Here is a 22,773-nt window from a genome sequence, read left to right as displayed (position 1 = left end):
TTTATGGTTTGTTGGTTCTTTGCAAAGATATGCAAATACTTCTCAAAACCTTTTGTTTCCGAAGAAATTATTTTAAGCGTGTAAACCAATACGTCAAAGAGCGCTTTTTAGTATGTTGTTATGGTAGAGTCCAAACAAGTTTGGCTCTGCGTTTACTTACTGCTTCACAAATTGGCTCCGCCCATTTGTCGGCGCTGCTCGGCATAGCTCAAGCAAGCTTGGCTCTGCTCTCACAGCTTGACAAATTCAACCCGTCGGTTTTTGGCACGGCCTTCGTCGGTTCCGTTATCGGCGATGGGAGAGGATTGTCCTTTGCCGGAAGCGGTGAGGCGGTCGGTGGCGATGCCCAGTTCGATCAGTTTGTCGACGATGGCTTTCGAGCGGGCTTCACTCAGTGTCTGGTTGGAAGCCTCGTTGCCAGTGCTGTCGGTATGGCCTTCGACGGAGAATTTGAGATCGGGGTTTTCTTTCATCAAGGTGACGATACGGTTGATTTCACCCATACTCTCCGGTTTGATGGTCGATTTGCCGACATCGAAGGTGATACCGTAGGTGATGAATTTACCGTCAGACATCATGCGGTCGTACAAGGGGACGGCGCCTTTGGCGATGCGGACGTTCTTGAGAAAATATTTGCCCATGGATTCGCTCGTCACAGCCTCTATGTAAAACCATCCGGGTTGAACAACGTTAGGAGCGTTTGTCACTCTCACGCCATCGATATACACTTTCCAAGCACGTTTGTTGAACGACATCTGGCATTTGTGCCAACCCACGGCCGACAAATCAATTTTGATGTTTGAGGTGCGACTTTCTTTCGATGGCGTTACCCAGTCGGCCTCTATCACACGCTCATTGGATGCCTGGACATACCACTCGGCATGCGAAATAAAATCATTGCTCGACGGTTTTCTGAAGGCAAATTTCCACCAACCGCCGCCCTTTTCGGGTACATAAAAATCAAACTCTACGGTATGAGACTCGGTAAGATAGTTCTTCGCATCCTTCATTAGAGGAGTTATGGAAGTTGACCTGTCAAAAGAAATGACTTTCACTCCACCGACAGTCGCGATTTCACAATTTCCTCCCAACAAATCCCACTTGGAGGGGAACTCACCGAGTTGTTCGTTGTCAACGAGGTCTTCGAAAATAATCTCATCCCCCGGCACGAAGTCGCTTTTGGCATACGTCATTTCAAGCGATTGCCCTTTCTGCTGCCCTCCATCCTGCTCCACATCCTGCCCGTCGGCATCCGTATTATCATCGACATCGGTGGCGGTGTTGTCTTTCTTATCATTCCCTTTCCCCGTCACCGCATCTTCGGCGCTATCGAAAGTTTTGTCCACTGCTTTGTCTATTTTCTTTTCGACATTACGTTCTGTTGCTCGCTTGGCACTTTCACCTGCTTTTTTAAGGAGCTTCTTTCCCCATTGGGCTTGTACGTCCGTTGTCCCGATCAGGAACAATAAGGCGGATAGAATTAATACTAGCTTTTTCATTTTTCTTTGATTTATAAATTATAGTTTGATGTTATTTATTTGCCGCTGCCAGGCTTGTGAGAAGGTTTCTCGTACAAATTCATGTACTTCTTCGGGCTCATTCTTTCATATTCGTTGAACCGAGAGAAGAAAACGGAACGGGAATGAAATCCGCATTGTGTCCCTACCTCTTCGATCATCGCTTTACTGTTTGTTACAGCCATTTCTCTGAGTATGGCTTTGGCTTCTTCTATCCGCATCCGGTTAATCAAGTCGTAAAAGTTCCGCTTCATATATTTATTGATAGATTTGGATATCATTTTGACAGGAATACCAGTCTCGCGCGATAAATCCCATAACGAGTAGTTCGGATTGAGATATCGTTTTTCTTCTTCCAGGTGGCTGACCACCCGTCGGCAATATTCAGCCATCTGATCGGACGGCAGTTGGAGCCGGAGGTTCTCACCGGAAGGATGATTTTCTTTCTGACTGTCTTTGGTTACCATAACATTGCGATTTGATGGTGCGATAAACTTTGCTTGCTGCAAATGGACGATAAAATCCCCGGGTAACCTAGAAATAAACGTTCGGATAAATCCGAATTCCTTGCATTCAGACTAGTTTCTGACTAAAAGAATGCATTCAGGACGAATAAATGATGCCGGGAATGGATAGAGAGTTTCTGTTTTTTTCATGTGCATTGACAGGTTCTTGCCGTTTAGTCCCGGAGTACGGCTATTTATATTATAAGGAAAGCGTGAGACTCTTGACTTATTTTAAGAGATAGGCTCTGGTAAACCCGTGCAGTAAAATAAGCAACAGCCCACGCCCTTTGACATATACTCGTATGTATATAACAATGACGTGAAGAGTACAGCTTATCATTCTCCTGCGAAAAATTTACCAGATTTTATCTCTGAGAACAAAGCTAAACACTTTCCATGTGTCTAAAATGTCTGTTACCTGACGGCAACGTCACAAATATAACAAGAATTTCGGACTTTGGAAGTATTCGCGTACTCTTTTTCGGACTGTTGCTCTTTTTTGTTTATTAACAGTACTTTGCTCAGAATTTGTATGCTGCTCCGAGCGTGAACACCGGACGGTCGTAGTCGCTGACTAATTGGTATTTAATTTCGAAAGCCAGGGCGAAATTATCTGTCAGCCAATATTGCGCACCGGCTCCCAGGTTGGCTCCGAATTTGGTTTCGGAAGCACTGGCTTTCACGCCGTATTCTTTCAGACTGTCACCCAGATCTGCTTTGGCTCCGAGCAGTGAAACGCCTGCCAGGGGATAGAATGCGAACTTGTCGGCTACATGGAATAAATAATGCAGGTTTACATTGATATCCCACATGCTTACATAATCTTTTTTGAAGAAATAGGTAGCTGACGGCTCGATACGGAGAGCATCGGTAAAACTGTACTGAAACTTGGCTCCGACCCCAAAATTGCTGTAACCGCTTTTTGTGCCGTAAGACAGGTTAAGACCTGCTGCCATATCTCCTTTTTCCTGTGCCTGAATGGCAAATGCTGTAAAAAGAGTTAGCATCAAAAACAAAACTTTTCTTGAAATAGTCCTTTTCATAATGGAAGAAATTAGAAGTTTATCCTACTCGTAAGCTTTTCGGTTCCGCTGTTTTTAACTCGATAATTATGAGCACAAAGAGAACATAAAAGAACGAGAGCTCCTAATAATCGGAGCCCGGGTTAATTTGAATGCACTGCATTCGGACTAAAAAGTTTCGTTTTTCTGCGATTTGAGCCATTGGGCGGGAGATTTCCCTTCCGCTTTCTTAAAGGCAAGAAAGAATGTCGAACGGGAACGGAAGCCGCATTCTTCGTAAATGCTGTCTATCGTATAACCGGAAGTTTCGGGTGAAAGTAATAGCTGCCTGGCTTTTTCCACGCGCATCGCGTTTATAAGCTCAAAGAAGTTGCATTTCATATAGCTGTTGACGGCACGTGAAAGCATCTTTTGCGGGATACCGGTTTCTTTGGAAAGCATTGCCAGTGAGAGGTCGTTCCGGAGAAATGCTTGAGAGGTTTCCAGGTACTCGGTTACCCGTTTGCAGATTTCCTGCATTTGTATTTCATCCAATATGGGAGAGGGGGTATTCTCACTGTTGTTTTCTGTGGCCGACACTTCTTCGGTTGTGGAAAGTACGGCCGGATGTGCTATAGAGTTGTATGTCAAATAGCTCATAGCTATAACATTCAGTATTTGTATCAGCCAGGCGTCCGTCCGGGGCCATATCACGTAGCAGGTCATGACGATAACAAACAGGGCGGCAAACAGGTACATCAGTTTCGGTATCCACTCTTTTTGCAGGTATTCCGCATCAGACCAGTTTTCTTTGATATAGTGTCTCTTTTTATGAAGATAACGGAAAATGGCTGCAAAATAAAGGAACATCTGGAATAATATGATAAGCGTATTGAGATCGCCGACCCACATATCGTCGCCGCTCATTTCATATATAATATTATCCATCCGTTCTTGTGTAGACAGCGAAAGTACGATGATAACGGAAACGGCTGCAGGAATGAAGTGTAGCAGTTGTATCGGTCTGAAGCGAAAGTCCGTATCGAAATTTCTGAGAGTGAAAAGCCACAGTAGAGGCATCAACATTGTATTGACAGAGTAACTGATGGGAAACATGAACAGGGTGATCTCGTGCCAACCCAGCATACGGCTCATATTATAAATGTAGACCGGAACGTTTGGAAGTACGATAATGGCTGCCGCGTATCCGTTCTCTCCCCGGAAGCGGGTGGCAACCAACAAAATTATTGCCAATATGATCAGTATGGTAATGCAAGAGGAATTTATTGTCAATATGAATTCTGTGTATCCCATTATCTATTCTGTTTTTTGGGTTGATTTAAGCCATTGTTTGCTCTGTAATCATATTAGTCTTTACGTACAAAAATAATTATTTTTTTATGTAAAAGATATATTAAGCTTGATTTACAATAGATAAAAAATGAGGATACACCTGTGAAGGCATATCCTCATTCATATATTTTATTGTTTATGTTGCTTAATAAGCCCGTGCAAACAATACGCGTTGTGCGGAAGGTTTGCCGGTAACCATACACTTACCCGGTGTTTTATCGCCTTCCAATGGGATACAACGGATAGTTGCTTTGGTTTCGTTCTTGATCAGTTCTTCTGTTTCGGGAGTACCGTCCCAGTGAGCCATGATGAACAGGCCTTCTTCGATCTTTTCTTTGAACTCTTCGTAAGTATCGACAGTTACCGTGCAAGCTGTACGATGATCAAGAGCTTTCTGGAAAATGTTCTGCTGGATTTCTTCCAACAGATTCTGTACGTATTCTTCGATACCGTCGCAAGTGATGGTTTCTTTTTCCAGCGTATCGCGGCGCATTACCTCGATCGTGTTGTTTTCCAAGTCGCGTCCGCCCATAGCCAGACGTACGGGAACACCTTTCAGTTCGTATTCTGCGAACTTCCATCCCGGTTTTTTGTTGTCTGCATCGTCAAACTTAACGGAGATACCCATCTTCTTCAGTTTGGCAACGATACCGTTTACCTTTTCGCTGATCTGAGCTAACTGTTCATCGTTGCGGTAGATCGGAATAATCACAACCTGGATAGGAGCGAGGTGCGGAGGCAATACCAGACCATTATCATCCGAGTGAGACATGATCAGGGCACCGATCAGACGGGTTGAAACTCCCCATGAAGTAGCCCAGGCATAATCACTCTTGCCTTCTTTGTCGATGAAAGTAACATCGAAAGCCTTACCGAAGTTCTGTCCCAGGAAGTGGGAAGTACCTGCCTGCAAAGCCTTTCCGTCCTGCATCATCGCTTCAATAGTGTAGGTATCCAAAGCGCCTGCGAAACGTTCGCTGGCAGATTTTACACCTTTGATAACCGGCATTGCCATATAGTTTTCAGCAAAGTTTGCATATACTTCCTGCATCTTCTTTGCTTCGATTTCTGCTTCTTCACGGGTAGCGTGAGCCGTGTGACCTTCCTGCCACAGGAATTCTGCGGTACGGAGGAACAGGCGTGTACGCATTTCCCAGCGCATCACGTTTGCCCATTGGTTACATAGGATAGGCAGGTCGCGGTATGACTGAATCCAGTTACGGTATGTGTTCCAGATGATTGTTTCAGAAGTCGGACGAATGATCAGTTCTTCTTCCAGTTTAGCTGCCGGGTCGACAACTACACCTGTACCGTCATGGTTTGTTTTCAGACGATAATGTGTAACAACAGCGCATTCTTTGGCGAAACCTTCCACGTGTTCGGCTTCCTTGCTTAAGAATGATTTCGGGATCAACAGAGGGAAGTAAGCGTTTACGTGTCCTGTTTCCTTGAACATATCGTCGAGGATACGTTGCATCTTCTCCCAAATAGCGTATCCGTAAGGCTTGATAACCATACAGCCACGTACAGCAGAATTTTCTGCCAGATCCGCTTTAATAACCAAATCCTGGTACCACTGAGAGTAGTTTACACTTCTCTTAGTCAGTTCTTTCAGCTCTTTTGCCATTTTCTTTAATTCTATGTTGTTTTCAATGATTTTCGAATAATGTCGGGCAAAGGTACAAAATATTTAGATTGAGTTCCAATATGCAAGACTGATATTAGAATATATTCTGATACGGGTATAAATTTCCATAGAAGAATGACACTTTCCGAATGATTCTTCCTTCTATGGTAAAAAGTGTTTCTACCTATAGAAACAACAGTTTCTTCATAATGAAACAACTGTTTCTATAGGATGAAACAAACAAAGGCTGTCACCTTTTCAGGGACAGCCTTGGCGCTTATTTAGATAAGAGTATTTTCTTATTCTTATTTATACGGTTCGCCCTTTACAGCAGCGATACCCGGAAGAACTTTACCTTCGATAGCTTCCAGCAAAGCACCACCACCTGTAGATACATAAGAAACCTGGTCTGCGATACCGAACTTGTTAACGCAGGCAACAGAGTCGCCACCACCAACAAGAGAGAATGCACCGTTCTTTGTAGCTTCAACGATAGCGTTACCTACTGCACGTGAACCGTCAGTGAAGTTATCGAATTCGAATACGCCTGTAGGACCGTTCCAAAGGATAGTCTTTGAGTTTTTGATAACGTCAGCGTAGATTTCGATAGTCTTAGGACCGATGTCAAGACCTTCCCATCCGTCAGGAATTTCGTTTACGTCAGCATATTTAGTGTTTGCGTCGTTACTGAAAGCGTCAGCAATCTTAGCGTCTACAGCCAATACCAGGTTTACACCTTTTTCTTTTGCTTTCTTCATCAGGTCAAGAGCCAGATCCAACTTATCGTCTTCAACGATAGAGTTACCGATCTTACCACCCATAGCCTTTGTGAAAGTATAAGTCATACCACCTGTTACGATCAGGTTATCTACCTTACCCAGCAGGTTTTCGATGATTTCGATTTTAGAAGAAACTTTAGAACCACCCATGATAGCAGTGAACGGACGAGTGATGTCGCTCATTACTTTATCGACAGCTTTTACTTCTTTTTCCATCAGGTAACCGAACATCTTATGGTCAGTATCGAAGTAGTCAGCGATCAGCGCTGTAGAAGCGTGAGCACGGTGAGCTGTACCGAATGCATCGTTTACATAGCAGTCTGCATAAGAAGCCAGTCTCTTTGTGAATTCTTTCTGGCTTTCTTTAACGGCTTTCTTGGCAGCTTTCTTTTCATCGTCTGTTGCGTCTTCCGCCAAACCTCTTGGTTTGCCTTCTTCTTCAGCATAGAAACGAAGGTTTTCCAGCAACAATGCTTCGCCCGGTTGCAATGCAGCAGCCTTAGCGCCGGCTTCTTCGCCGATACAGTCGTTAGCAAACTGAACTTCTACGCCCAGCAGTTCAGAAACGTGTTTCAGGATATGTTTCAAAGAATATTTATCTGTAACGCCTTTCGGACGGCCCAGGTGTGAACCGATAATTACACTGCCACCGTCTGCCAGGATCTTCTTAAGAGTAGGAAGAGCGGCACGGATACGAGTGTCGTCTGTGATGTTGAAGTTTTCGTCCAATGGAACGTTGAAGTCAACTCTTACAAATGCCTTTTTGCCGGCAAAATTGAAATTGTCAATTGATTGCATAACTCTTGTATTTAAATTTCTGTATAAAATGTCTTTCTTAGCGCTCGCAAACTTACATAAAAATATTTTATTTCAGTGTTACATTTACATAATAATTCGGTCTATTTAGCATCCGAATGACATCTTTTGGTTTTGTCTATATATAATGTATAGATGCTGAATAATCTGTTGTCGTAAACAGGAGAGGGCCTTAGGGTAAAAAGATGGGAGATCTTGTGTAATAGATTTTTTTTAACACTTTTAATAATTGCTAATAATCACAGTTTATATATTTGTCACCGGCTAATTAAGTAATCATTTTTGTATACTCTATAAAAATCATTATGAAAATGCAAATTAACTGTTTAAACCTACTATTGGTACTGTTATTGGGTGTTATCCCTTGTAAGATCCACGCTACGGACACAAAAGAGAGCGTGATGTTGTACACTCCCTACACAAAGATTTCTGTTCCACCGGGAGAGTCGATTGATTACAGTGTTGACGTCATCAACAAGAGTGACGAAGTGAAGAATGCGACGATTTCCGTGGAAGGAATGCCCCGGGGATGGAGTTATGAGGTGAAGTCCGGAGGTTTTACAATCAGTCAGTTGTCAGTTCTGCCGGATGAAAAGAAAAATTTCTCTTTAAAGGTCGAAGTGCCGGTGAAGGTGAATAAAGGTACTTATAATTTTACGGTCTCTGCCGACGGAATGGCGAAACTCCCGCTTACGATTACCGTCTCCAAGCAGGGAACTTACCAGACCGATTTCACGACTACGCAGCCGAACATGGAGGGAAATTCCAAATCGACATTTACATTCAATGCAACGATCAAGAACCGTACAGCGGAGCAGCAACTCTATGCTTTGACAGCCGATGTACAGCGGGGCTGGAATGTGGTATTCAAGCCGAATTACAAGCAGGCAACATCTGCACAGGTAGAACCTAATGCAACCCAGAATATAACTATCGACGTCAACCCGCCGGCTAATGTTGCAGCAGGAAGTTATAAAATACCTGTTCATGCCTCGACGGGTTCCACTTCTGCCGATCTGGACCTGGAAGTGGTAGTAACCGGTTCTTATGAAATGGAATTGACTACTCCGAGAGGTTTGCTTAGTTCTGATATTACAGCCGGTGAGACGAAACGGATCGATTTGGTTGTGAAAAATACCGGTTCTGCCGAACTAAAAGATATAGAGCTTTCTGCCAGCAAACCGGTAGACTGGGAGGTTACTTTCGAACCGGCAAAACTGATGAAGCTGGGAGCCGGACAGACTACAAACGTTGTTGCTACGGTAAAGGCTTCTAAAAAAGCACTTCCCGGAGATTATGTAACAAAGATGACAGTCAAGACTCCGGAGGTAAATGCTACAACCGATTTTCGTATTTCCGTAAAAACTCCGATGATATGGGGCTGGGTTGGTGTTCTGATCATTGTTTTGGTATTGGGAGGCGTCTATTATCTGTTCCGCAAATATGGAAGGAGGTAAGCCATGGGTCAACCAGTTATTGAACTTACCGGACTGACAAAAAAGTATGGTGGTTTTACTGCGGTAAATGATTTGAACCTGACCATTAATAAAAAGGACATATTCGGATTACTGGGACCTAACGGAGCCGGAAAGTCTACAACGATCCTGATGATGCTGGGACTGACTGAGCCGACTTCGGGTTCTGTGAAAGTATGTGGCGTAGATTCTACCACGCACCCGATAGAAGTAAAACGGATAGTTGGCTATCTGCCGGAAGATGTCGGGTTTTATGACGACATGACCGGGATAGAAAATCTGGTATATACAGCTCAGCTGAACGGTATTCCGAAGAAGGATGCAAAGGAAAAAGCTGTTCAATTGCTTGAAAGAGTCGGTCTGATGAATGAAGGGAATAAGAAAGCCGGTAAATATTCGCGGGGTATGCGTCAGCGTTTAGGCTTGGCAGATGTCCTTATTAAAGATCCGGAAGTGATTATTTTGGACGAACCGACATCAGGAATAGATCCTGCCGGTGTCCGTGAGTTTATGGACCTGATTCATCAGCTGAGTCATGAAGAAGGGCTGACGGTGCTGTTCTCTTCCCATCATCTGGACCAGGTTCAGCAGGTCTGTAACCGTGTCGGTCTGTTCAGCAGTGGTAAACTGTTGGCCGACATTGAACTGACGGAGCAACAGAAGAAAGAGCACGGACTCGATGATATTTATAATCATTATTTCGAAGGAGGTAAAGGTCATGAATAGAATATATCATCCCTTTTGGGTAATTGTGAATAAAGAAGTCTCCGATCATGTGAGAAGCTGGCGTTTTATTATCATGATCGTCCTTATTGCATTGACTTGTATGGGGTCGTTATATACTGCTCTGACTAATATCGGAGACTCCATCAAGCCTAATGACCCAGACAATGCGTTCCTTTTCCTGAAACTGTTTACCGTTTCGGATGGAACTTTGCCTTCTTTTGTTGTCTTTATCAGTTTCCTGGGGCCTTTGCTGGGGATTGCGTTAGGATTCGATGCGATCAATTCTGAACAAAACAGAGGTACATTGAGTCGTATCCTGTCTCAACCTATCCATCGTGATTACCTGATTAATGCCAAATTCGTCGGGGCATTGATTGTTATTGGCATTATGTTGTTCTCCCTGGGGTTTCTGGTGATGGGATTCGGATTGATAGCGATCGGTATTCCTCCGACGGCGGAAGAGTTTTTGCGAATGGTGTTCTTTATCATTGTCAGCATCTTCTATGTTGCTTTTTGGCTGAATCTGTCGATATTCTTTTCCATACAGTTCCGTCAGGCTGCGACATCCGCACTGGCTTGTGTGGCCATCTGGTTATTTTTCAGTGTGTTCTATAATATGATCATCAATCTGATAGGGAAAGCACTCAGTCCTTCCGGATTTGCCAGCGATTACCAGATAATCAGCTACCAGCGCTTTATGCTTAACCTGTTGCGCTTCGCGCCGAGCCAGTTGTTCAGTGATGCAACGACAACCTTGCTGATGCCTTCTGTCAGAAGTCTGGGACCGTTGACGATGGAACAGGTGCATGGGGCTATCCCCAGTCCGTTGCCTCTGGGCCAGAGCCTGATCGTTGTCTGGCCGCAGCTGACAGGGTTGATTGCAGCGACAGTTGTTTGTTTTGCCTTGTCTTACGTTTCTTTTATGAGAAGGGAAGTTCGTTCCCGTTAATCCGATTAATATCAGAAAAGGCTCTTACCTGTGTTGGGGATAAGAGCCTTTCTTTAATAATTATATCTTTGTTTATGCAGTTTCCAGTTTGAACCGCAGGCGTAACCGTCCGTCAGTATAATCGTAATTCAAGAGTTTAAACCGCCCTATTTCAGAAGTGTTGCTGACATGTGCACCAATACATGCACAGGCATCATAATCTCCGACACGAACAATACGTAATGTCTCACTCGCATCTTCCGGTAATTTACTGAGATCGACAATGGCTCCGGCTTCCGCTTTCGGAATAAATTCGATCGTTACAGGCAGATGCTGTTCTATTACTTCATTTATCCGGCGTTCTACTTCAGCCATCATTTCAGCGGTAGGCGCTTCCGATAATTCATAATCGCACTTGCTCTTTTTCCTTTCTATATGGGCATTCTTCGAACGCGGACAACCAAACATGCGAACCATCGTCTGATTTAAAATATGTTCGGCTGTATGCATCGGTGGATATTCAGCCTTATTATGTTCGTTTAATTGAATTTCTTGTTCCATCTTAATTATTTTGATTGATGAGGTTTACTGCAACTTGTTTGAACTTGTGTGATTTTTACACAGGTTGATTTATTATTATTTCAACTCCAACTCCTTCCTCAGTAAACTATATACATTTATATCCGTGTATTCACCGGAAGAAAGTAATTCTCCGTCACGTTCCGTTCCTTCCAGTGTGAAGCCTAAACGTTGAGGAATGGCGTTGCTGGGTTGATTGCCCACGGCACATCGTACCTGGATGCGGTTGAAATCTTTTTCAAAGAACGCCCATTGGCAGAGATAATGGACGGCCCGTGTAATAACACCTTTTCCCCGAAACTCAGGAAGCAGCCAGTATCCTATTTCCGTACGATGGTTTGTTCGGTCTGAGAAATGAAAACCGATCAGACCACAGATCGCAAAGCCTTTTTCAATGATATATACGACATCCCGTTCTTTATAAGGCACTTTTAATGTAGATTCCAGGAATGACTGTTCATCCGCAACACTGTTTAAACCATCGACAAACGGTAACCAGATCCGTAAATCCTCACGATGTTTATCTATCGCTTCGTATATGATTTCTGCATCTTCATAAATAGCTTCCCGGATCGTATAACCCGGAATCCCGAAAGAAGAAGAGTGGGGGCGGATGCTTTTTTCAAACGCTTTGCGTTTATCTCCCCTGTAAGGAACTTCTCCAGAGTAACTGAATCCCAAAGAATCTATTAAGCGGAGCATATACTGATTGTCGAAATTGGTGTCGATGCGAAATTCATAGATGCCCTTGTTACGGCTTACTTCTTCCGCCTGCAACATAAAACGTTTCGCCAATCCTTGATGTTTCATCTCATCGGCTACGGCCAGTCGGTGAACCACCATGTAAGGAAGCTCGTTTGTCCATTTACCGTCGATTTCTTTGTAGGCTGGCTCTCCGTCGAAAGAAATAACGCCATAAGTAACAGCTATATTTTCTTTATTACAAAAGACATATCCATTTCCCGATTGAATATCTTTGGCAATGTTTTCAAGTGCCGGATAATTCTCATCCCATTGATGGCTGTTCAACCGTCGCATTTGCGCTTTGGCTTGTCCGATGATTTCCCAGATACGTGCTATATCTGCTTCTTCTGCTTTCCGGAATAGTAAATCTGAATTGTCCATATTATATTCTTATATTTCAGTGGATGCAAATATAATGATATATTTCGGGCAACAGGATATTTTTTGAAGAAGTGGCGTTCAGAAAGAAAAAGAGCCTGCCTATCCGGAGTAGGATAAAGACAGGCTCTTCCTGTTTGATTGATAATTAGAATTCGTAGTGGAAACCAAAAGTCAGGTCTTCAGAACTCAGGCTGATACCGGATGTACTGTTGGCATATTTATAATCATCGCGATAACCGGCGAATCCGTATTTAGCGACAAATGTCAGGTTCTTGCATATTTCAAGTGCAATACCCGGCTTGATACCGATTTCGAAACCGTTGACGCTATCGTAGCTTTCTCTTTTATAGGTAGAGATACCAACACCACCGTCCAGGAATAAACGGACAATACCTTTTTCGAAGAATGAAAAGCGGGCATAAGGAGCGAAATTAAACGCATTAGCCTTGTCCTCGTCCGATTTGAAATGTGTATAACCGATCTCTGCTGCAATAGCCCAGTTCTCGTTCAGGTTATAACCGACTTCTGGTGCAATAGAAAAATTGGTAACATCGGCGTTCTTGTCGTGAGTAAGATTGAATGAACCACCTACATAAACCTGTGCATCAGCACTGATGATTGCCATAAATGCAACCACCAAAGTAAAAACTAACTTTTTCATCTTTGCTTGTATATTAAACGTTATATGTAAACGGGCGCAAAGATATACAAAAATAAACATATGTTGTACGGCATAAATATTTTATTGTTTGTCTTGCTAATTACAGAATATCCTTAACTTTGCCGCCGTAACAATTAACAAAAAGCATTATGTCAGTTGCAAAGAGGGATTTAGATGATACAAGAAAGGTGACGACACATCGCCTGATGGAAATGAAACAACGTGGAGAAAAAATTTCTATGTTGACGGCTTACGATTATTCTATGGCTAAACTGATCGATCAGGCTGGTATGGATGTTATTCTTGTCGGCGATTCAGCATCGAATGTAATGGCCGGTAATGTAACAACGCTTCCTATCACATTGGATCAGATGATTTACCATGGTAAATCGGTTATGAAAGCAGTACAGCGTTCATTGGTGGTAGTCGACCTGCCTTTCGGTACATACCAGGGAAACTCGAAAGAGGCTTTGGCTTCCGCTATCCGTGTTATGAAAGAGACGCATGCCGACTGTATTAAACTGGAGGGAGGTAGTGAAATAAAAGAATCTATCGAACGTATCCTTTGTGCAGGTATTCCTGTGATGGGACACTTGGGTTTGACTCCGCAGTCTATTAATAAGTTTGGTACTTATACCGTCCGTGCCCGTGAAGAAGCAGAAGCACAGAAGTTGGTTGACGACGCTCATCTGTTGGAAGAGATCGGATGTTTCGCCATCGTGCTGGAAAAGATTCCGGCAGAACTGGCTGCACGTGTTGCTTCCGAACTGAGCATACCTATTATCGGTATCGGTGCCGGTGGAGGTGTAGACGGTCAGGTTTTGGTTATGCACGATATGTTGGGAATCAATATGGGATTCTCTCCGCGTTTCCTTCGCAGATATGCTAATATCGGAGAAGAGATCACTCGTGCTGTCCAGGCATACATCGAAGATGTGAAGACACAGGACTTCCCGAATGAGAAGGAACAATATTAGAAATAATTGACCCGACTTTTCCCTTGATGGAAAAGTAGTCAAAAGATCAAGGCTGCACCTGCTTTGCTACTATAAGTATCGGTGTCGGCCATCCTAAGAGGAAGTACAGCTTCCTTGGAAAGGCCTAAGCGGTGAAGCCGGTTGAGCCTTGATCTTTTGGTTACTTTTCTATCAAGAGAAAAGTGATATTTAAATCTGATAAGTCATGAAATCTCATCTACTGATCGGAGCCGCATCGTCAGGAAGCGGTAAGACAACATTTACACTCGGTTTGCTTCGGGCGTTGAAGAATCGGTATGGAAAAGTCCGGCCGTTCAAATGTGGTCCGGACTATATCGACACGCGCCATCATAAAATGGCCGCCGGTTGTCCTTCCGTCAATTTGGATAGTTTCATGATGTCCGAACAACATATATGTGATTTGTATCGACGCTATACTTCGGTAGCCGATTATGCGGTAACCGAAGGCGTGATGGGCCTTTTTGACGGATACGATGCTATGCAGGGAAGTAGTGCTGAAATCGCGCGTACATTAAATATACCTGTCGTCCTGATCGTAAACGCAAAAAGTACAGCCTATTCCGTTGCCCCTTTGCTGTACGGTTTCAAAAACTTCTATAAAGAGATAAACATTGTCGGAGCCGTTTTCAATTTTGTAGCTTCCGAAACTCATTATTCCTTTTTGAAACAAGCCTGTGAAGATGCCGGTGTCGAAGCATTAGGATACCTTCCCAAACAGGCCGACGTAGAGATACCGAGCCGCCATTTGGGCTTAACCCTGGATGAGACATTTTGTTTTGATACATTTGCCGACCGTGTAGCCGCCCTGGTAGAGAAACATGTCGATATCGACAGGCTATTGGCATTGACCGCCTGCCAACCTGTTTCTAACTCTCATATGGTTCAGCTTGAACAAACGCTGCCTTCTCCTTTGAAAATCTCGATCGCTCGTGATACCGCCTTTAATTTTGCGTATGAGGAGAACATTCAATTGCTGCACAGGCTGGGAGAAGTTACCTTTTTCAGTCCGCTTCACGATTCCGTATTACCGGAATCCGATTTTGTATACTTGCCCGGAGGCTATCCCGAATTATACCTTCTCGGTTTATCATCAAACCGTTCCATGCTTCAATCTGTCCGCGATTATGCAGAAGCAGGAGGGAAGCTACTTGCCGAATGCGGAGGAATGATGTATTTATGCAATAAAATAAAATCGTCGGATGGGAGTAGTTTTCCGATGGTCGGTTTACTGAACCAGTCGGCTACTATGGAGCAAATGAAACTTCGTCTGGGATACCGTACATTATATTATAATGATTATGTAATGACCGGACACGAGTTCCATTATTCCCGTATTGAGCCTCAGAAAGAGGAACTGCCTTCCGTCGCTACCGCCTGCACAGCCAAAGGAAGCCCTGTCGCTACCCCTTTATACAGATATAAGAACGTCTTAGCCGGATACACCCACCTTTATTGGGGCGATCCGTCAAGAAACCAATGGTTTATCGACTATCTGAACGGACTTATCTAGCCATTGCCAACACTTTCATCTCTTTCGGCATCTTTTCGATCGCATATCTTAACGAAGTACGCGGCATATCCGCTTTCTTAGCCATCACATAGTCGAATACATCTTTCTGATATGCTTCACTGGCAGCCTTCAACATCCATCCGTAGCCTTTTTGTACCAAATCATCCGTATCATAGAAAAGAGTATCGGCAATTTCAAATATATCTTTCAGGAAAAGGCCCTTTCTGGCAGGGATAATCAGTGTGACGGCAGCTGCCCGTTTCATCCACCGGTTCTCAGAATGCGCCCACTCTTTCAAACGGGAAATATAGTCCGGATACATCTCAACAAAAGTACCGACCGTATGATTACATAATGTATCGCAGGAAGCCCAATTGGATACATACTTGTCCACCCACTTTTCGAAAACGTCAAAATCCTCCGGTTCATACTGCGCATGAAGATAATAAGACCAATTACATGCAATATAAGATTCTTCCGAATATCCTGATTCCCACAAAGTTTCACAAAGAGTAAATATCTCTTTCTTAGGAAGTTCTTTGATTAATGCATAAAACTCCTTACTGATCTTATTAACCGTGGGGATTCTCACACCGTGGTACAAAATTTTTTCCTTAAAGAAACCCTGGGCATTCTGCCGGGTCTTTTCGTCGATATTGTCAACCAGTGCCTGGCGTACTTGTTCAATGACTGTTTTCATAAGAGGATATGATATATTTACTACAAACATACATATTTTTCTTATATATGCTCGTTTTAATAAAATAATCCTTATTTTCGTGTAAACTAATAATTCAATGCCATGGTCAATACTATTTTTCTTGGAATCGCAGTTGTTGCTTCCGCCATATTTCTGATACAGTTCATCATGTCTATCTTCTTCGGAGACCTGGATACGGACACGGATATTGATGTCGATCTCAGCAGCGCAGTATCTTTTAAAGGATTAACCCACTTCTGCATCGGTTTCGGATGGTATATGTATATTGCCAAAAGTACGGCCATCTCTACTTTCCTGATCGGCATCCTGATCGGGTTGCTCTTCGTTTTTATCCTATGGTTTCTCTATAAGAAAGCCTATCAGCTTCAAAAAGAAAACAAACCGGAAAAGACAGAAGCCCTGGTGGGCCGGGAATGTACGATCTATGCACACGATGGAGTTCGCTATATCGTTCAGGTCGCCCAGAACGGAGCCTTGCGTGAGGTGGAAGTCCGTTCCCTGGAAGGAAAAAAGTACCAGACCGGCGACCGTACGTTGATCTGCAAGGTTGAATCAGGAACAATTTATATACAGTAATAAATAATAAACTCAACGATTAAATTATGACACAGGAAATGTTAATCATGGTAGCCATCCTGGTAGGGGTTATCATTCTTTCTTTTATCGGGATATTGTCCCGTTACCGTAAGTGTAAGAGCGACGAGGTGTTGGTAGTGTACGGTAAGACATCCGGAGAGAAATCAGCTAAACTCTATCACGGTGGAGCCGCTTTCGTATGGCCTATTATTCAGGGATACGAGTTCCTTTCCATGAAACCTCTTCAGATTGATTGTAAACTGACCGGTGCCTTGTCCGCGCAGAATATCCGTGTAGATGTTCCGACCACCATTACGGTAGCGATCAGTACCGACCCTGAAGTGATGCAGAATGCAGCCGAACGTCTGTTAGGTTTGCAGCCGGAAGACAAGCAGAACCTGATTACCGATGTTGTGTATGGCCAGATGCGTCTGGTTATTGCCGATATGACGATCGAAGAGTTGAACTCCGACCGTGATAAATTCCTTTCCAAGGTACGCGACAATATCGATACGGAACTACGTAAGTTCGGTCTTTACCTGATGAACATCAATATCAGCGATATCCGTGATGCCGCCAATTATATCGTCAACCTCGGTAAAGAAGCTGAAAGCAAAGCCCTGAACGAAGCACAGGCCAATATCGAAGAACAGGAAAAACTCGGTGCCATCAAGATTGCCAATCAGATTCGCGAACGTGAAACGACTGTTGCCGAAACACGCAAAGATCAGGATATCGCTATTGCAGAGACAAAGAAACAACAGGAAATATCAGTTGCCAATGCCGATAAAGAACGTATTGCCCAGGTTGCCGTTGCCAATGCCTCGAAAGAGTCGCAGGTAGCCAAAGCCGAAGCAGATAAGAATATCAATATAGAAAAAGCAAATACTGAAAAAGAAAGCCGTATCGCAGAACTAAATTCCGATATGGAAATCAAGAAGGCCGATGCCGGAAAGAAAGCCGCTGTCGGACGAAACGAAGCAAATAAAGAAGTGGCCAAGTCTGATGCCGAACTGGCAGTAACCCAGGCCGAAGCAAGCAAACAAGCCGGTGAAGCAGCAGCCCGTTCGGAAGCCTCTGTGCAAGCTGCCCGCGAAATCGCCCAGCGCGAAGTGGAAGAAGCAAAAGCCAAAAAGGTTGAATCAGCCCTGAAAGCACAAAAGATCGTTCCGGCAGAAATCGCCCGTCAGGAAGCCATCCTGCAAGCTGAAGCAGTGGCCGAAAAGATGATCCGCGAAGCCGAAGCGAAAGCAAAGGCAACTTTGGCCCAGGCCGAAGCCGAAGCCCGTGCCATCCAGATGAAACTGGAAGCCGAGGCCGAAGGTAAAAAGAAATCATTGCTGGCTGAAGCCGATGGTTTCAAGGCAATGGTTGAGGCAGCCGAATCGAACCCGACTATCGCTATCCAGTATAAGATGGTAGACCAGTGGAAAGAAATTGCCGGCGAACAGGTGAAGGCATTTGAACACATGCAGCTTGGCGATATCACCGTCTTTGACGGTGGCCAGGGCACAACCGGTAATTTCCTGAATCAATTGGTTAAAACCGTTGCCCCGAGTCTCGGCGTATTGGATAAATTGCCTATCGGCGAAACCGTAAAAGGAATCATTCGTCCGGAAGAAAAAGACGAAAAGAAAGATACAACGAAGAAGTAATATGAGAATTTACACCAGGGGAGGAGATAAAGGCCGTACCGGTATCCACGGCGGCGAACGGGTTGATAAAGACGATATCCGTATCGAAGCCAACGGTACGCTTGACGAAGTGAATGCACAAATCGGTATCGTGCGGGCTTTATTACCTCCCGAACATGAATGGCAGGATGTCTTAGGTAAAATACAACGGGAGTTGATGGTTGTCATGTCGCACGTGGCAACCCCTTCCGCTATCCGCGACAAGAACCCTAACAGTTTATCGGAGGACCTTGTGTCCTTCTGTGAGCAACAAATAGATCTACTTACCGGACAGATGCAGGATAATGGTTTCTTTATCCTGCCCGGCGGTACCCTGATCTCCGCCCATTTGCAGTTGGCACGTACCATTGCCCGTCGAGCCGAACGTCGTTTATGGACATTATACCGGAAAGATCCGCTTCCGGAAGAAATCATGCAGTTCGTGAATCGCCTCTCAGACCTACTTTTCACTATGGCTCGTTACGAAATGTTTCAACAGGACCATGCCGAAGAACGTTGGAACTCTTTCCTCTATAAAAGAAAAAAGAAAGAGTAATCCATATCCGGCAATAGTTAAATTAAACTCTAAAATCTTGCAAATTCACGATTGAAAAGTGAATTTGCAAGATTTTTTTATTTTTCAGAAGTATATAACCTCTCTTTTTGAAGTTTGCCATCATCGGAACGTCCACTCTCCTTATGAAAATAAACCTATTTCTGGAAATCTCATCTTTTTAATTACTTATAAAAAACAGTGTATTATTGCCTTACTTATTGTATGGAATTAATGTTTTAGGTTTTGACTGAAAAATGACTTTATTCATATAAAGAATATGGCTTAAAGTGTGTGTTAATATGCAGTATACTAGATTTTTATATGTAATAGGTACTGACTAGAAAAAACGATCGTTTTTTTTAGTCAGCGCAAAAGTAAGCAAAAAAAATATATAACAAACAAAGAAATTCAATTATTATTTGAAATTCAATACTTCAACATTTTTTTAATCATAGTAAAATCGGACAATATGATGACTAGAAAAAACGATCGTTTTAGCTAGTCATCCTGTTCGTGAGTACACTTTATGTGACTGACGAACCTTGTCATATCAAAAAACTAGTATTAATTAATGGCTTATTTATTGACAACCCTGTCTTTAGTCTTATCTATATTGCTCTCAGCCCTGATAATTCCGCGTATCCTGGTTGTCGCTTATCGAAAAAAACTATTTGATATACCTAATGAACGAAAAGTTCACGACGGAATAATTCCCCGTTTAGGTGGTATTTCATTTGTTCCTACAATCCTGTTTTCACTCTCTTTTGTGACCGGATTACGTTACCTGATCGGCTTCGAAATAGCCGAAAACAGGCTCCATTTTATCATTCCCGAATTTTTCTTCTTGATCTGTGGTCTCACGTTATTGTATTTATCCGGTATAAAAGACGATCTGGTCGGACTACGTTATCGGACAAAATTCTTTATACAAATCCTAGCCGCCTCCATGTTCCCTCTGGCGGGATTATGGATCAATAACTTATACGGGTTGGCAGGTATTCACGAATTGAGTCCGTATATAGGAATTCCTCTTACGATATTAATGACAGTCTTTATCATCAACGCCATCAACCTGATTGACGGTATCGATGGCCTGGCCTCCGGGTTAAGTATTATTGCCCTAAGTGTTTTAGGAAGTTTATATCTTTATTATAGCCAGTGGGTATATGCCATGTTTGCTTTTTCGGCATTGGGCACATTACTCCCATTTTTCTATTATAACGTCTTTGGGAAGGCGGACCGTTGTACGAAGATCTTTATGGGCGATACCGGTAGTTTGACATTAGGTTATATGCTGGCATTTCTTACGATCTCTTATGCAACAGTCAATCCGCAGATACATCCTTATTTCGAAGGAGCGATCATTGTCGCTTTTGCCCCGTTGATAGTACCGGCTTTCGATGTTTTCCGCGTCATGTTGATTCGTGCCCGAAATCATAAACCATTGTTTATTGCCGACCGGAATCATATTCATCATAAATGCCTGGATGCAGGTCTGACATGTAAAAAAGCAGTGGTATGCATTTTAGGACTGGCTTGTGTCTTATGTGTTTTGAATATGGCACTGATTAATACGATCAATAACAACCTGATTCTTTTTCTGGATATTCTGTTATGGTCTGTGTTGATAGGTTGGTTGAATAAATCAATAAAACGTTTTAACTATTAACTTTTCAGGTTTCCGCTTTATCCGGATAAATGTTTATCTTTGTTCAACACTTGACAAAGATTAAAATAGCGTATGATGACGAATCGTAAATTACCAATAGGAATACAAAGTTTCGAGAAGATTCGGAATGGAAACTATTTGTATGTCGATAAGACTGAACTGGTTTATCGTTTGGCAGTAAGTGAGATCCCTTATTTCCTCAGTCGTCCTCGTCGTTTCGGAAAAAGTTTGTTGATTTCTACTTTGGACGCTTATTTTCAAGGACGAAAAGAACTTTTTCAAGGGTTAGCCATTGAAAAATTGGAACACGATTGGCTTACTTATCCGGTGTTGCATCTTGATTTGAATGCCCGTAAATATGAAACGGAAGCGGATCTGGAAGCTATTTTAAATCAATATTTAGAGATGTGGGAAGCTGTTTACGGGGATGAAATGAAATTACGTGCTCCGGAAGAACGTTTCTTTTATGTTATCCGTCGTGCTTGGGAGCAAACCGGTCGTCAGGTGGTTGTATTGATCGACGAATACGATAAACCCCTTTTGCAGGCTATTAATAATGAACCTCTGCTGGATGCCTATCGGCGTACAATGAAAGCGTTTTACGGTGTACTGAAAAGTACGGATCGTTATCTGCGTTTTGTTTTCCTGACCGGTGTCACTAAATTTGCACAAGTCAGTGTTTTCAGCGATTTGAACCAGCTCAATGACATAAGCCTTGATTACAATTATGCTACTCTTTGTGGTATAACGCATAAGGAGTTGGCCGAAAACTTTCATCCGGAATTGGAACAACTAGGTCAAATGCAGTCTCTTTCATTGGATGAAACATTTGAAACAATGGTTAAACAATACGATGGATACCATTTCCATCCGAACCGTGAAGGAGTATTCAATCCTTTTAGTACTTTAAATGCATTAGAAAAAAGAGAATTTGGCGATTATTGGTTCCAGACAGGAACTCCCACCTTTTTAGTAGAATTATTGAAAAAAAGCGAATACGATCTTCGCCTTCTGATCGATGGTGTAGAGACACAGGCATCGGCTTTTACCGAATACCGTGCCGAGCAGAATAATCCGATCCCGTTAATCTATCAAAGCGGATATCTGACCATCAAAGAATACGATGCCCGTTTCAAACTCTATAAACTTGAATTTCCCAATGAAGAGGTGCGTTATGGATTCCTGAACTTTATCACTCCTTTTTATTCATCTATCTCTGATGACGAAAGAGGTTTTTATATCGGCAAGTTTGTAGACGAGCTGGAGTCGGGTAATGTAGATGCTTTTATGCAACGTATTCGTGCTTTTTTTGCAGATTTTCCTTATGAGCTGAATGACAAAACAGAGCGTCATTATCAGGTTGTTTTTTATCTGATCTTTAAGTTGATGGGACAATTCTGTGATGCTGAAGTTCGTAGTGCCAAAGGTCGTGCGGATGCAGTTGTTAAAACCGGGGAATATATCTATGTTTTCGAATTCAAGTTGGATGGAAGTGTAGAAGAAGCCTTAAAACAGATTGATGATAAAGGCTATTTGTTGCCTTATAAAGTAGATAACCGTAAACTGATAAAGGTCGGTGTTTCGTTTAATAAAGAAGAACGGAATGTCGGAGAGTGGGGTGTTGTGAATAAAGAGGTGATATTTTGATTTTAATGGTTTATTTATATAGCTTTGTAAAAAATCAATAACGAAATGGCAAAACAATCGCATCCATATAAATCAAAAGAAAATATTCACTCTTCGAAGTTGGAGGAACCTTCTGCTGCTTATGTTTCTGCTGACTTGCGGGGCACTTATCTGGATATTGTTTCTGAAGATATGTTTAGAAGTGCCATATCCAAAGCTGTTTCTGATTTCGATAAAGGATTGGTCATATCCCATAACCAGATAGATGAATTAGTGAAGGCTCGAATGGGATGGAAATAGTTTGGTCATCTTTTGCTACCGAAGGACTTTTCTCTATATTAGAATATGTAG

Annotated in this window: 21 protein-coding genes; 11 read left to right on the top strand and 10 right to left on the bottom strand. The window is 42.9% G+C overall.

Annotation, left to right across the window (positions count from 1 at the left end):
• Positions 1-230 precede the first annotated feature (230 nt).
• The 6 genes from HMPREF1535_RS20410 to HMPREF1535_RS20385 form a co-directional block, all read right to left on the bottom strand.
• Positions 231-1,499 carry an OmpA family protein gene (locus HMPREF1535_RS20410; RefSeq protein ID WP_046147316.1) on the bottom strand — a complete coding sequence of 423 codons (1,269 nt, stop codon included), beginning with the start codon at positions 1,497-1,499 and terminating at the stop codon, positions 231-233.
• 35 nt (positions 1,500-1,534) lie between these two features.
• Complete coding sequence (locus tag HMPREF1535_RS20405; protein WP_046147315.1) at positions 1,535-1,984, bottom strand: helix-turn-helix domain-containing protein; 450 nt, start codon at positions 1,982-1,984, stop codon at positions 1,535-1,537.
• 560 nt (positions 1,985-2,544) lie between these two features.
• Positions 2,545-3,066: a porin family protein gene (locus HMPREF1535_RS20400; protein WP_224265409.1), complete on the bottom strand. Its 522-nt coding sequence runs from the start codon at positions 3,064-3,066 to the stop codon at positions 2,545-2,547.
• 147 nt (positions 3,067-3,213) lie between these two features.
• A complete protein-coding gene (locus HMPREF1535_RS20395) occupies positions 3,214-4,338 on the bottom strand; it encodes an AraC family transcriptional regulator (RefSeq protein WP_046147313.1) in 1,125 nt (374 codons plus the stop codon).
• A 184-nt stretch (positions 4,339-4,522) separates the two neighbouring features.
• A complete protein-coding gene (gene proS, locus HMPREF1535_RS20390; RefSeq protein ID WP_046147312.1) occupies positions 4,523-6,004 on the bottom strand; it encodes a proline--tRNA ligase in 1,482 nt (493 codons plus the stop codon).
• Positions 6,005-6,309: 305 nt separating this feature from the next.
• Entirely contained in the window at positions 6,310-7,581 is a 1,272-nt protein-coding gene (locus HMPREF1535_RS20385; RefSeq protein ID WP_007656041.1) for a phosphoglycerate kinase, read from the bottom strand.
• 323 nt (positions 7,582-7,904) lie between these two features.
• On the opposite strand from HMPREF1535_RS20385, the gene HMPREF1535_RS20380 reads away from it, so the two are divergent.
• Genes HMPREF1535_RS20380 through HMPREF1535_RS20370 form a run of 3 tightly spaced genes read left to right on the top strand, consistent with a single transcriptional unit; the run spans position 7,905 to position 10,749 of the window.
• Positions 7,905-9,056: a COG1470 family protein gene (locus tag HMPREF1535_RS20380; protein WP_044246210.1), complete on the top strand. Its 1,152-nt coding sequence runs from the start codon at positions 7,905-7,907 to the stop codon at positions 9,054-9,056.
• 3 nt (positions 9,057-9,059) lie between these two features.
• Complete coding sequence (locus tag HMPREF1535_RS20375) at positions 9,060-9,800, top strand: ABC transporter ATP-binding protein (RefSeq protein WP_007656044.1); 741 nt, start codon at positions 9,060-9,062, stop codon at positions 9,798-9,800.
• Positions 9,793-10,749 (top strand): ABC transporter permease, encoded by a 957-nt coding sequence (locus HMPREF1535_RS20370; protein WP_007656046.1) that lies wholly within the window; start codon positions 9,793-9,795, stop codon positions 10,747-10,749. Before HMPREF1535_RS20375 ends, HMPREF1535_RS20370 begins: the two co-directional genes overlap by 8 nt.
• A 72-nt stretch (positions 10,750-10,821) precedes the next feature.
• Here HMPREF1535_RS20370 and HMPREF1535_RS20365 read toward each other — a convergent pair whose 3' ends face one another.
• The 3 genes from HMPREF1535_RS20365 to HMPREF1535_RS20355 all read right to left on the bottom strand — a co-directional run bounded on the left by HMPREF1535_RS20365 (position 10,822) and on the right by HMPREF1535_RS20355 (position 13,093).
• Positions 10,822-11,289, bottom strand: coding sequence for an alanyl-tRNA editing protein (locus HMPREF1535_RS20365; protein WP_007656048.1), 468 nt, complete (start codon positions 11,287-11,289; stop codon positions 10,822-10,824).
• A gap of 75 nt (positions 11,290-11,364) precedes the next feature.
• Entirely contained in the window at positions 11,365-12,432 is a 1,068-nt protein-coding gene (locus tag HMPREF1535_RS20360; protein WP_046147311.1) for a GNAT family N-acetyltransferase, read from the bottom strand.
• Between the two features lie 145 nt (positions 12,433-12,577).
• Complete coding sequence (locus tag HMPREF1535_RS20355; RefSeq protein ID WP_046147653.1) at positions 12,578-13,093, bottom strand: outer membrane beta-barrel protein; 516 nt, start codon at positions 13,091-13,093, stop codon at positions 12,578-12,580.
• 149 nt (positions 13,094-13,242) lie between these two features.
• Here HMPREF1535_RS20355 and panB point away from each other — a divergent pair, with 149 nt between their 5' ends.
• Positions 13,243-14,070 carry a 3-methyl-2-oxobutanoate hydroxymethyltransferase gene (gene panB / locus HMPREF1535_RS20350; RefSeq protein WP_046147310.1) on the top strand — a complete coding sequence of 276 codons (828 nt, stop codon included), beginning with the start codon at positions 13,243-13,245 and terminating at the stop codon, positions 14,068-14,070.
• A 205-nt stretch (positions 14,071-14,275) separates the two neighbouring features.
• Positions 14,276-15,601 (top strand): cobyrinic acid a,c-diamide synthase CobB, encoded by a 1,326-nt coding sequence (locus HMPREF1535_RS20345; RefSeq protein ID WP_046147309.1) that lies wholly within the window; start codon positions 14,276-14,278, stop codon positions 15,599-15,601.
• On the opposite strand, the gene HMPREF1535_RS20340 is transcribed toward HMPREF1535_RS20345, so the two are convergent.
• Entirely contained in the window at positions 15,594-16,301 is a 708-nt protein-coding gene (locus HMPREF1535_RS20340; RefSeq protein ID WP_173012319.1) for a DNA alkylation repair protein, read from the bottom strand. The two genes, HMPREF1535_RS20345 and HMPREF1535_RS20340, sit on opposite strands and share 8 nt — an antisense overlap.
• Before the next feature lie 102 nt (positions 16,302-16,403).
• Here HMPREF1535_RS20340 and HMPREF1535_RS20335 point away from each other — a divergent pair, with 102 nt between their 5' ends.
• The 6 genes from HMPREF1535_RS20335 (at position 16,404) to HMPREF1535_RS20310 (ending at position 22,722) form a co-directional block, all read left to right on the top strand.
• A complete protein-coding gene (locus tag HMPREF1535_RS20335; RefSeq protein ID WP_007656066.1) occupies positions 16,404-16,898 on the top strand; it encodes a hypothetical protein in 495 nt (164 codons plus the stop codon).
• A 26-nt stretch (positions 16,899-16,924) separates the two neighbouring features.
• The gene (locus HMPREF1535_RS20330) at positions 16,925-18,553 is read left to right on the top strand and encodes a flotillin family protein (protein ID WP_046147308.1); all 1,629 of its coding nucleotides are present in this window, start codon (positions 16,925-16,927) and stop codon (positions 18,551-18,553) included.
• Position 18,554: 1 nt separating this feature from the next.
• Positions 18,555-19,127: a cob(I)yrinic acid a,c-diamide adenosyltransferase gene (locus HMPREF1535_RS20325; protein WP_007656071.1), complete on the top strand. Its 573-nt coding sequence runs from the start codon at positions 18,555-18,557 to the stop codon at positions 19,125-19,127.
• A gap of 571 nt (positions 19,128-19,698) precedes the next feature.
• Positions 19,699-20,796: an MraY family glycosyltransferase gene (locus tag HMPREF1535_RS20320; protein ID WP_046147307.1), complete on the top strand. Its 1,098-nt coding sequence runs from the start codon at positions 19,699-19,701 to the stop codon at positions 20,794-20,796.
• A gap of 75 nt (positions 20,797-20,871) precedes the next feature.
• Positions 20,872-22,443, top strand: coding sequence for an ATP-binding protein (locus tag HMPREF1535_RS20315; protein ID WP_046147652.1), 1,572 nt, complete (start codon positions 20,872-20,874; stop codon positions 22,441-22,443).
• 45 nt (positions 22,444-22,488) lie between these two features.
• Positions 22,489-22,722, top strand: a complete 234-nt coding sequence (locus tag HMPREF1535_RS20310) for a hypothetical protein (protein WP_010802837.1) — start codon at positions 22,489-22,491, stop codon at positions 22,720-22,722.
• The last annotated feature ends 51 nt before the right edge of the window (positions 22,723-22,773 follow it).

This window comes from Parabacteroides goldsteinii DSM 19448 = WAL 12034, from assembly GCF_000969835.1.
GTDB classification, from domain to species: Bacteria; Bacteroidota; Bacteroidia; order Bacteroidales; family Tannerellaceae; genus Parabacteroides; species Parabacteroides goldsteinii.
Note: the sequence above shows the minus strand (reverse complement) of the source record. Positions and strands in the feature narration are given on the sequence as shown.

Coding starts and splice junctions, on each gene's coding strand:
- HMPREF1535_RS20310 (WP_010802837.1), top strand. CDS start 22,489: ATGGCAAAACAATCGCATCCATATAAATCAAAAGAAAATATTCACTCT.
- HMPREF1535_RS20400 (WP_224265409.1), bottom strand. CDS start 3,066: ATGAAAAGGACTATTTCAAGAAAAGTTTTGTTTTTGATGCTAACTCTT.
- HMPREF1535_RS20335 (WP_007656066.1), top strand. CDS start 16,404: ATGGTCAATACTATTTTTCTTGGAATCGCAGTTGTTGCTTCCGCCATA.
- HMPREF1535_RS20320 (WP_046147307.1), top strand. CDS start 19,699: ATGGCTTATTTATTGACAACCCTGTCTTTAGTCTTATCTATATTGCTC.
- HMPREF1535_RS20325 (WP_007656071.1), top strand. CDS start 18,555: ATGAGAATTTACACCAGGGGAGGAGATAAAGGCCGTACCGGTATCCAC.
- HMPREF1535_RS20330 (WP_046147308.1), top strand. CDS start 16,925: ATGACACAGGAAATGTTAATCATGGTAGCCATCCTGGTAGGGGTTATC.
- HMPREF1535_RS20340 (WP_173012319.1), bottom strand. CDS start 16,301: ATGAAAACAGTCATTGAACAAGTACGCCAGGCACTGGTTGACAATATC.
- HMPREF1535_RS20360 (WP_046147311.1), bottom strand. CDS start 12,432: ATGGACAATTCAGATTTACTATTCCGGAAAGCAGAAGAAGCAGATATA.
- HMPREF1535_RS20370 (WP_007656046.1), top strand. CDS start 9,793: ATGAATAGAATATATCATCCCTTTTGGGTAATTGTGAATAAAGAAGTC.
- proS (WP_046147312.1), bottom strand. CDS start 6,004: ATGGCAAAAGAGCTGAAAGAACTGACTAAGAGAAGTGTAAACTACTCT.
- HMPREF1535_RS20395 (WP_046147313.1), bottom strand. CDS start 4,338: ATGGGATACACAGAATTCATATTGACAATAAATTCCTCTTGCATTACC.
- HMPREF1535_RS20380 (WP_044246210.1), top strand. CDS start 7,905: ATGAAAATGCAAATTAACTGTTTAAACCTACTATTGGTACTGTTATTG.
- HMPREF1535_RS20405 (WP_046147315.1), bottom strand. CDS start 1,984: ATGGTAACCAAAGACAGTCAGAAAGAAAATCATCCTTCCGGTGAGAAC.
- HMPREF1535_RS20345 (WP_046147309.1), top strand. CDS start 14,276: ATGAAATCTCATCTACTGATCGGAGCCGCATCGTCAGGAAGCGGTAAG.
- HMPREF1535_RS20365 (WP_007656048.1), bottom strand. CDS start 11,289: ATGGAACAAGAAATTCAATTAAACGAACATAATAAGGCTGAATATCCA.
- HMPREF1535_RS20410 (WP_046147316.1), bottom strand. CDS start 1,499: ATGAAAAAGCTAGTATTAATTCTATCCGCCTTATTGTTCCTGATCGGG.
- HMPREF1535_RS20385 (WP_007656041.1), bottom strand. CDS start 7,581: ATGCAATCAATTGACAATTTCAATTTTGCCGGCAAAAAGGCATTTGTA.
- panB (WP_046147310.1), top strand. CDS start 13,243: ATGTCAGTTGCAAAGAGGGATTTAGATGATACAAGAAAGGTGACGACA.
- HMPREF1535_RS20355 (WP_046147653.1), bottom strand. CDS start 13,093: ATGAAAAAGTTAGTTTTTACTTTGGTGGTTGCATTTATGGCAATCATC.
- HMPREF1535_RS20375 (WP_007656044.1), top strand. CDS start 9,060: ATGGGTCAACCAGTTATTGAACTTACCGGACTGACAAAAAAGTATGGT.
- HMPREF1535_RS20315 (WP_046147652.1), top strand. CDS start 20,872: ATGACGAATCGTAAATTACCAATAGGAATACAAAGTTTCGAGAAGATT.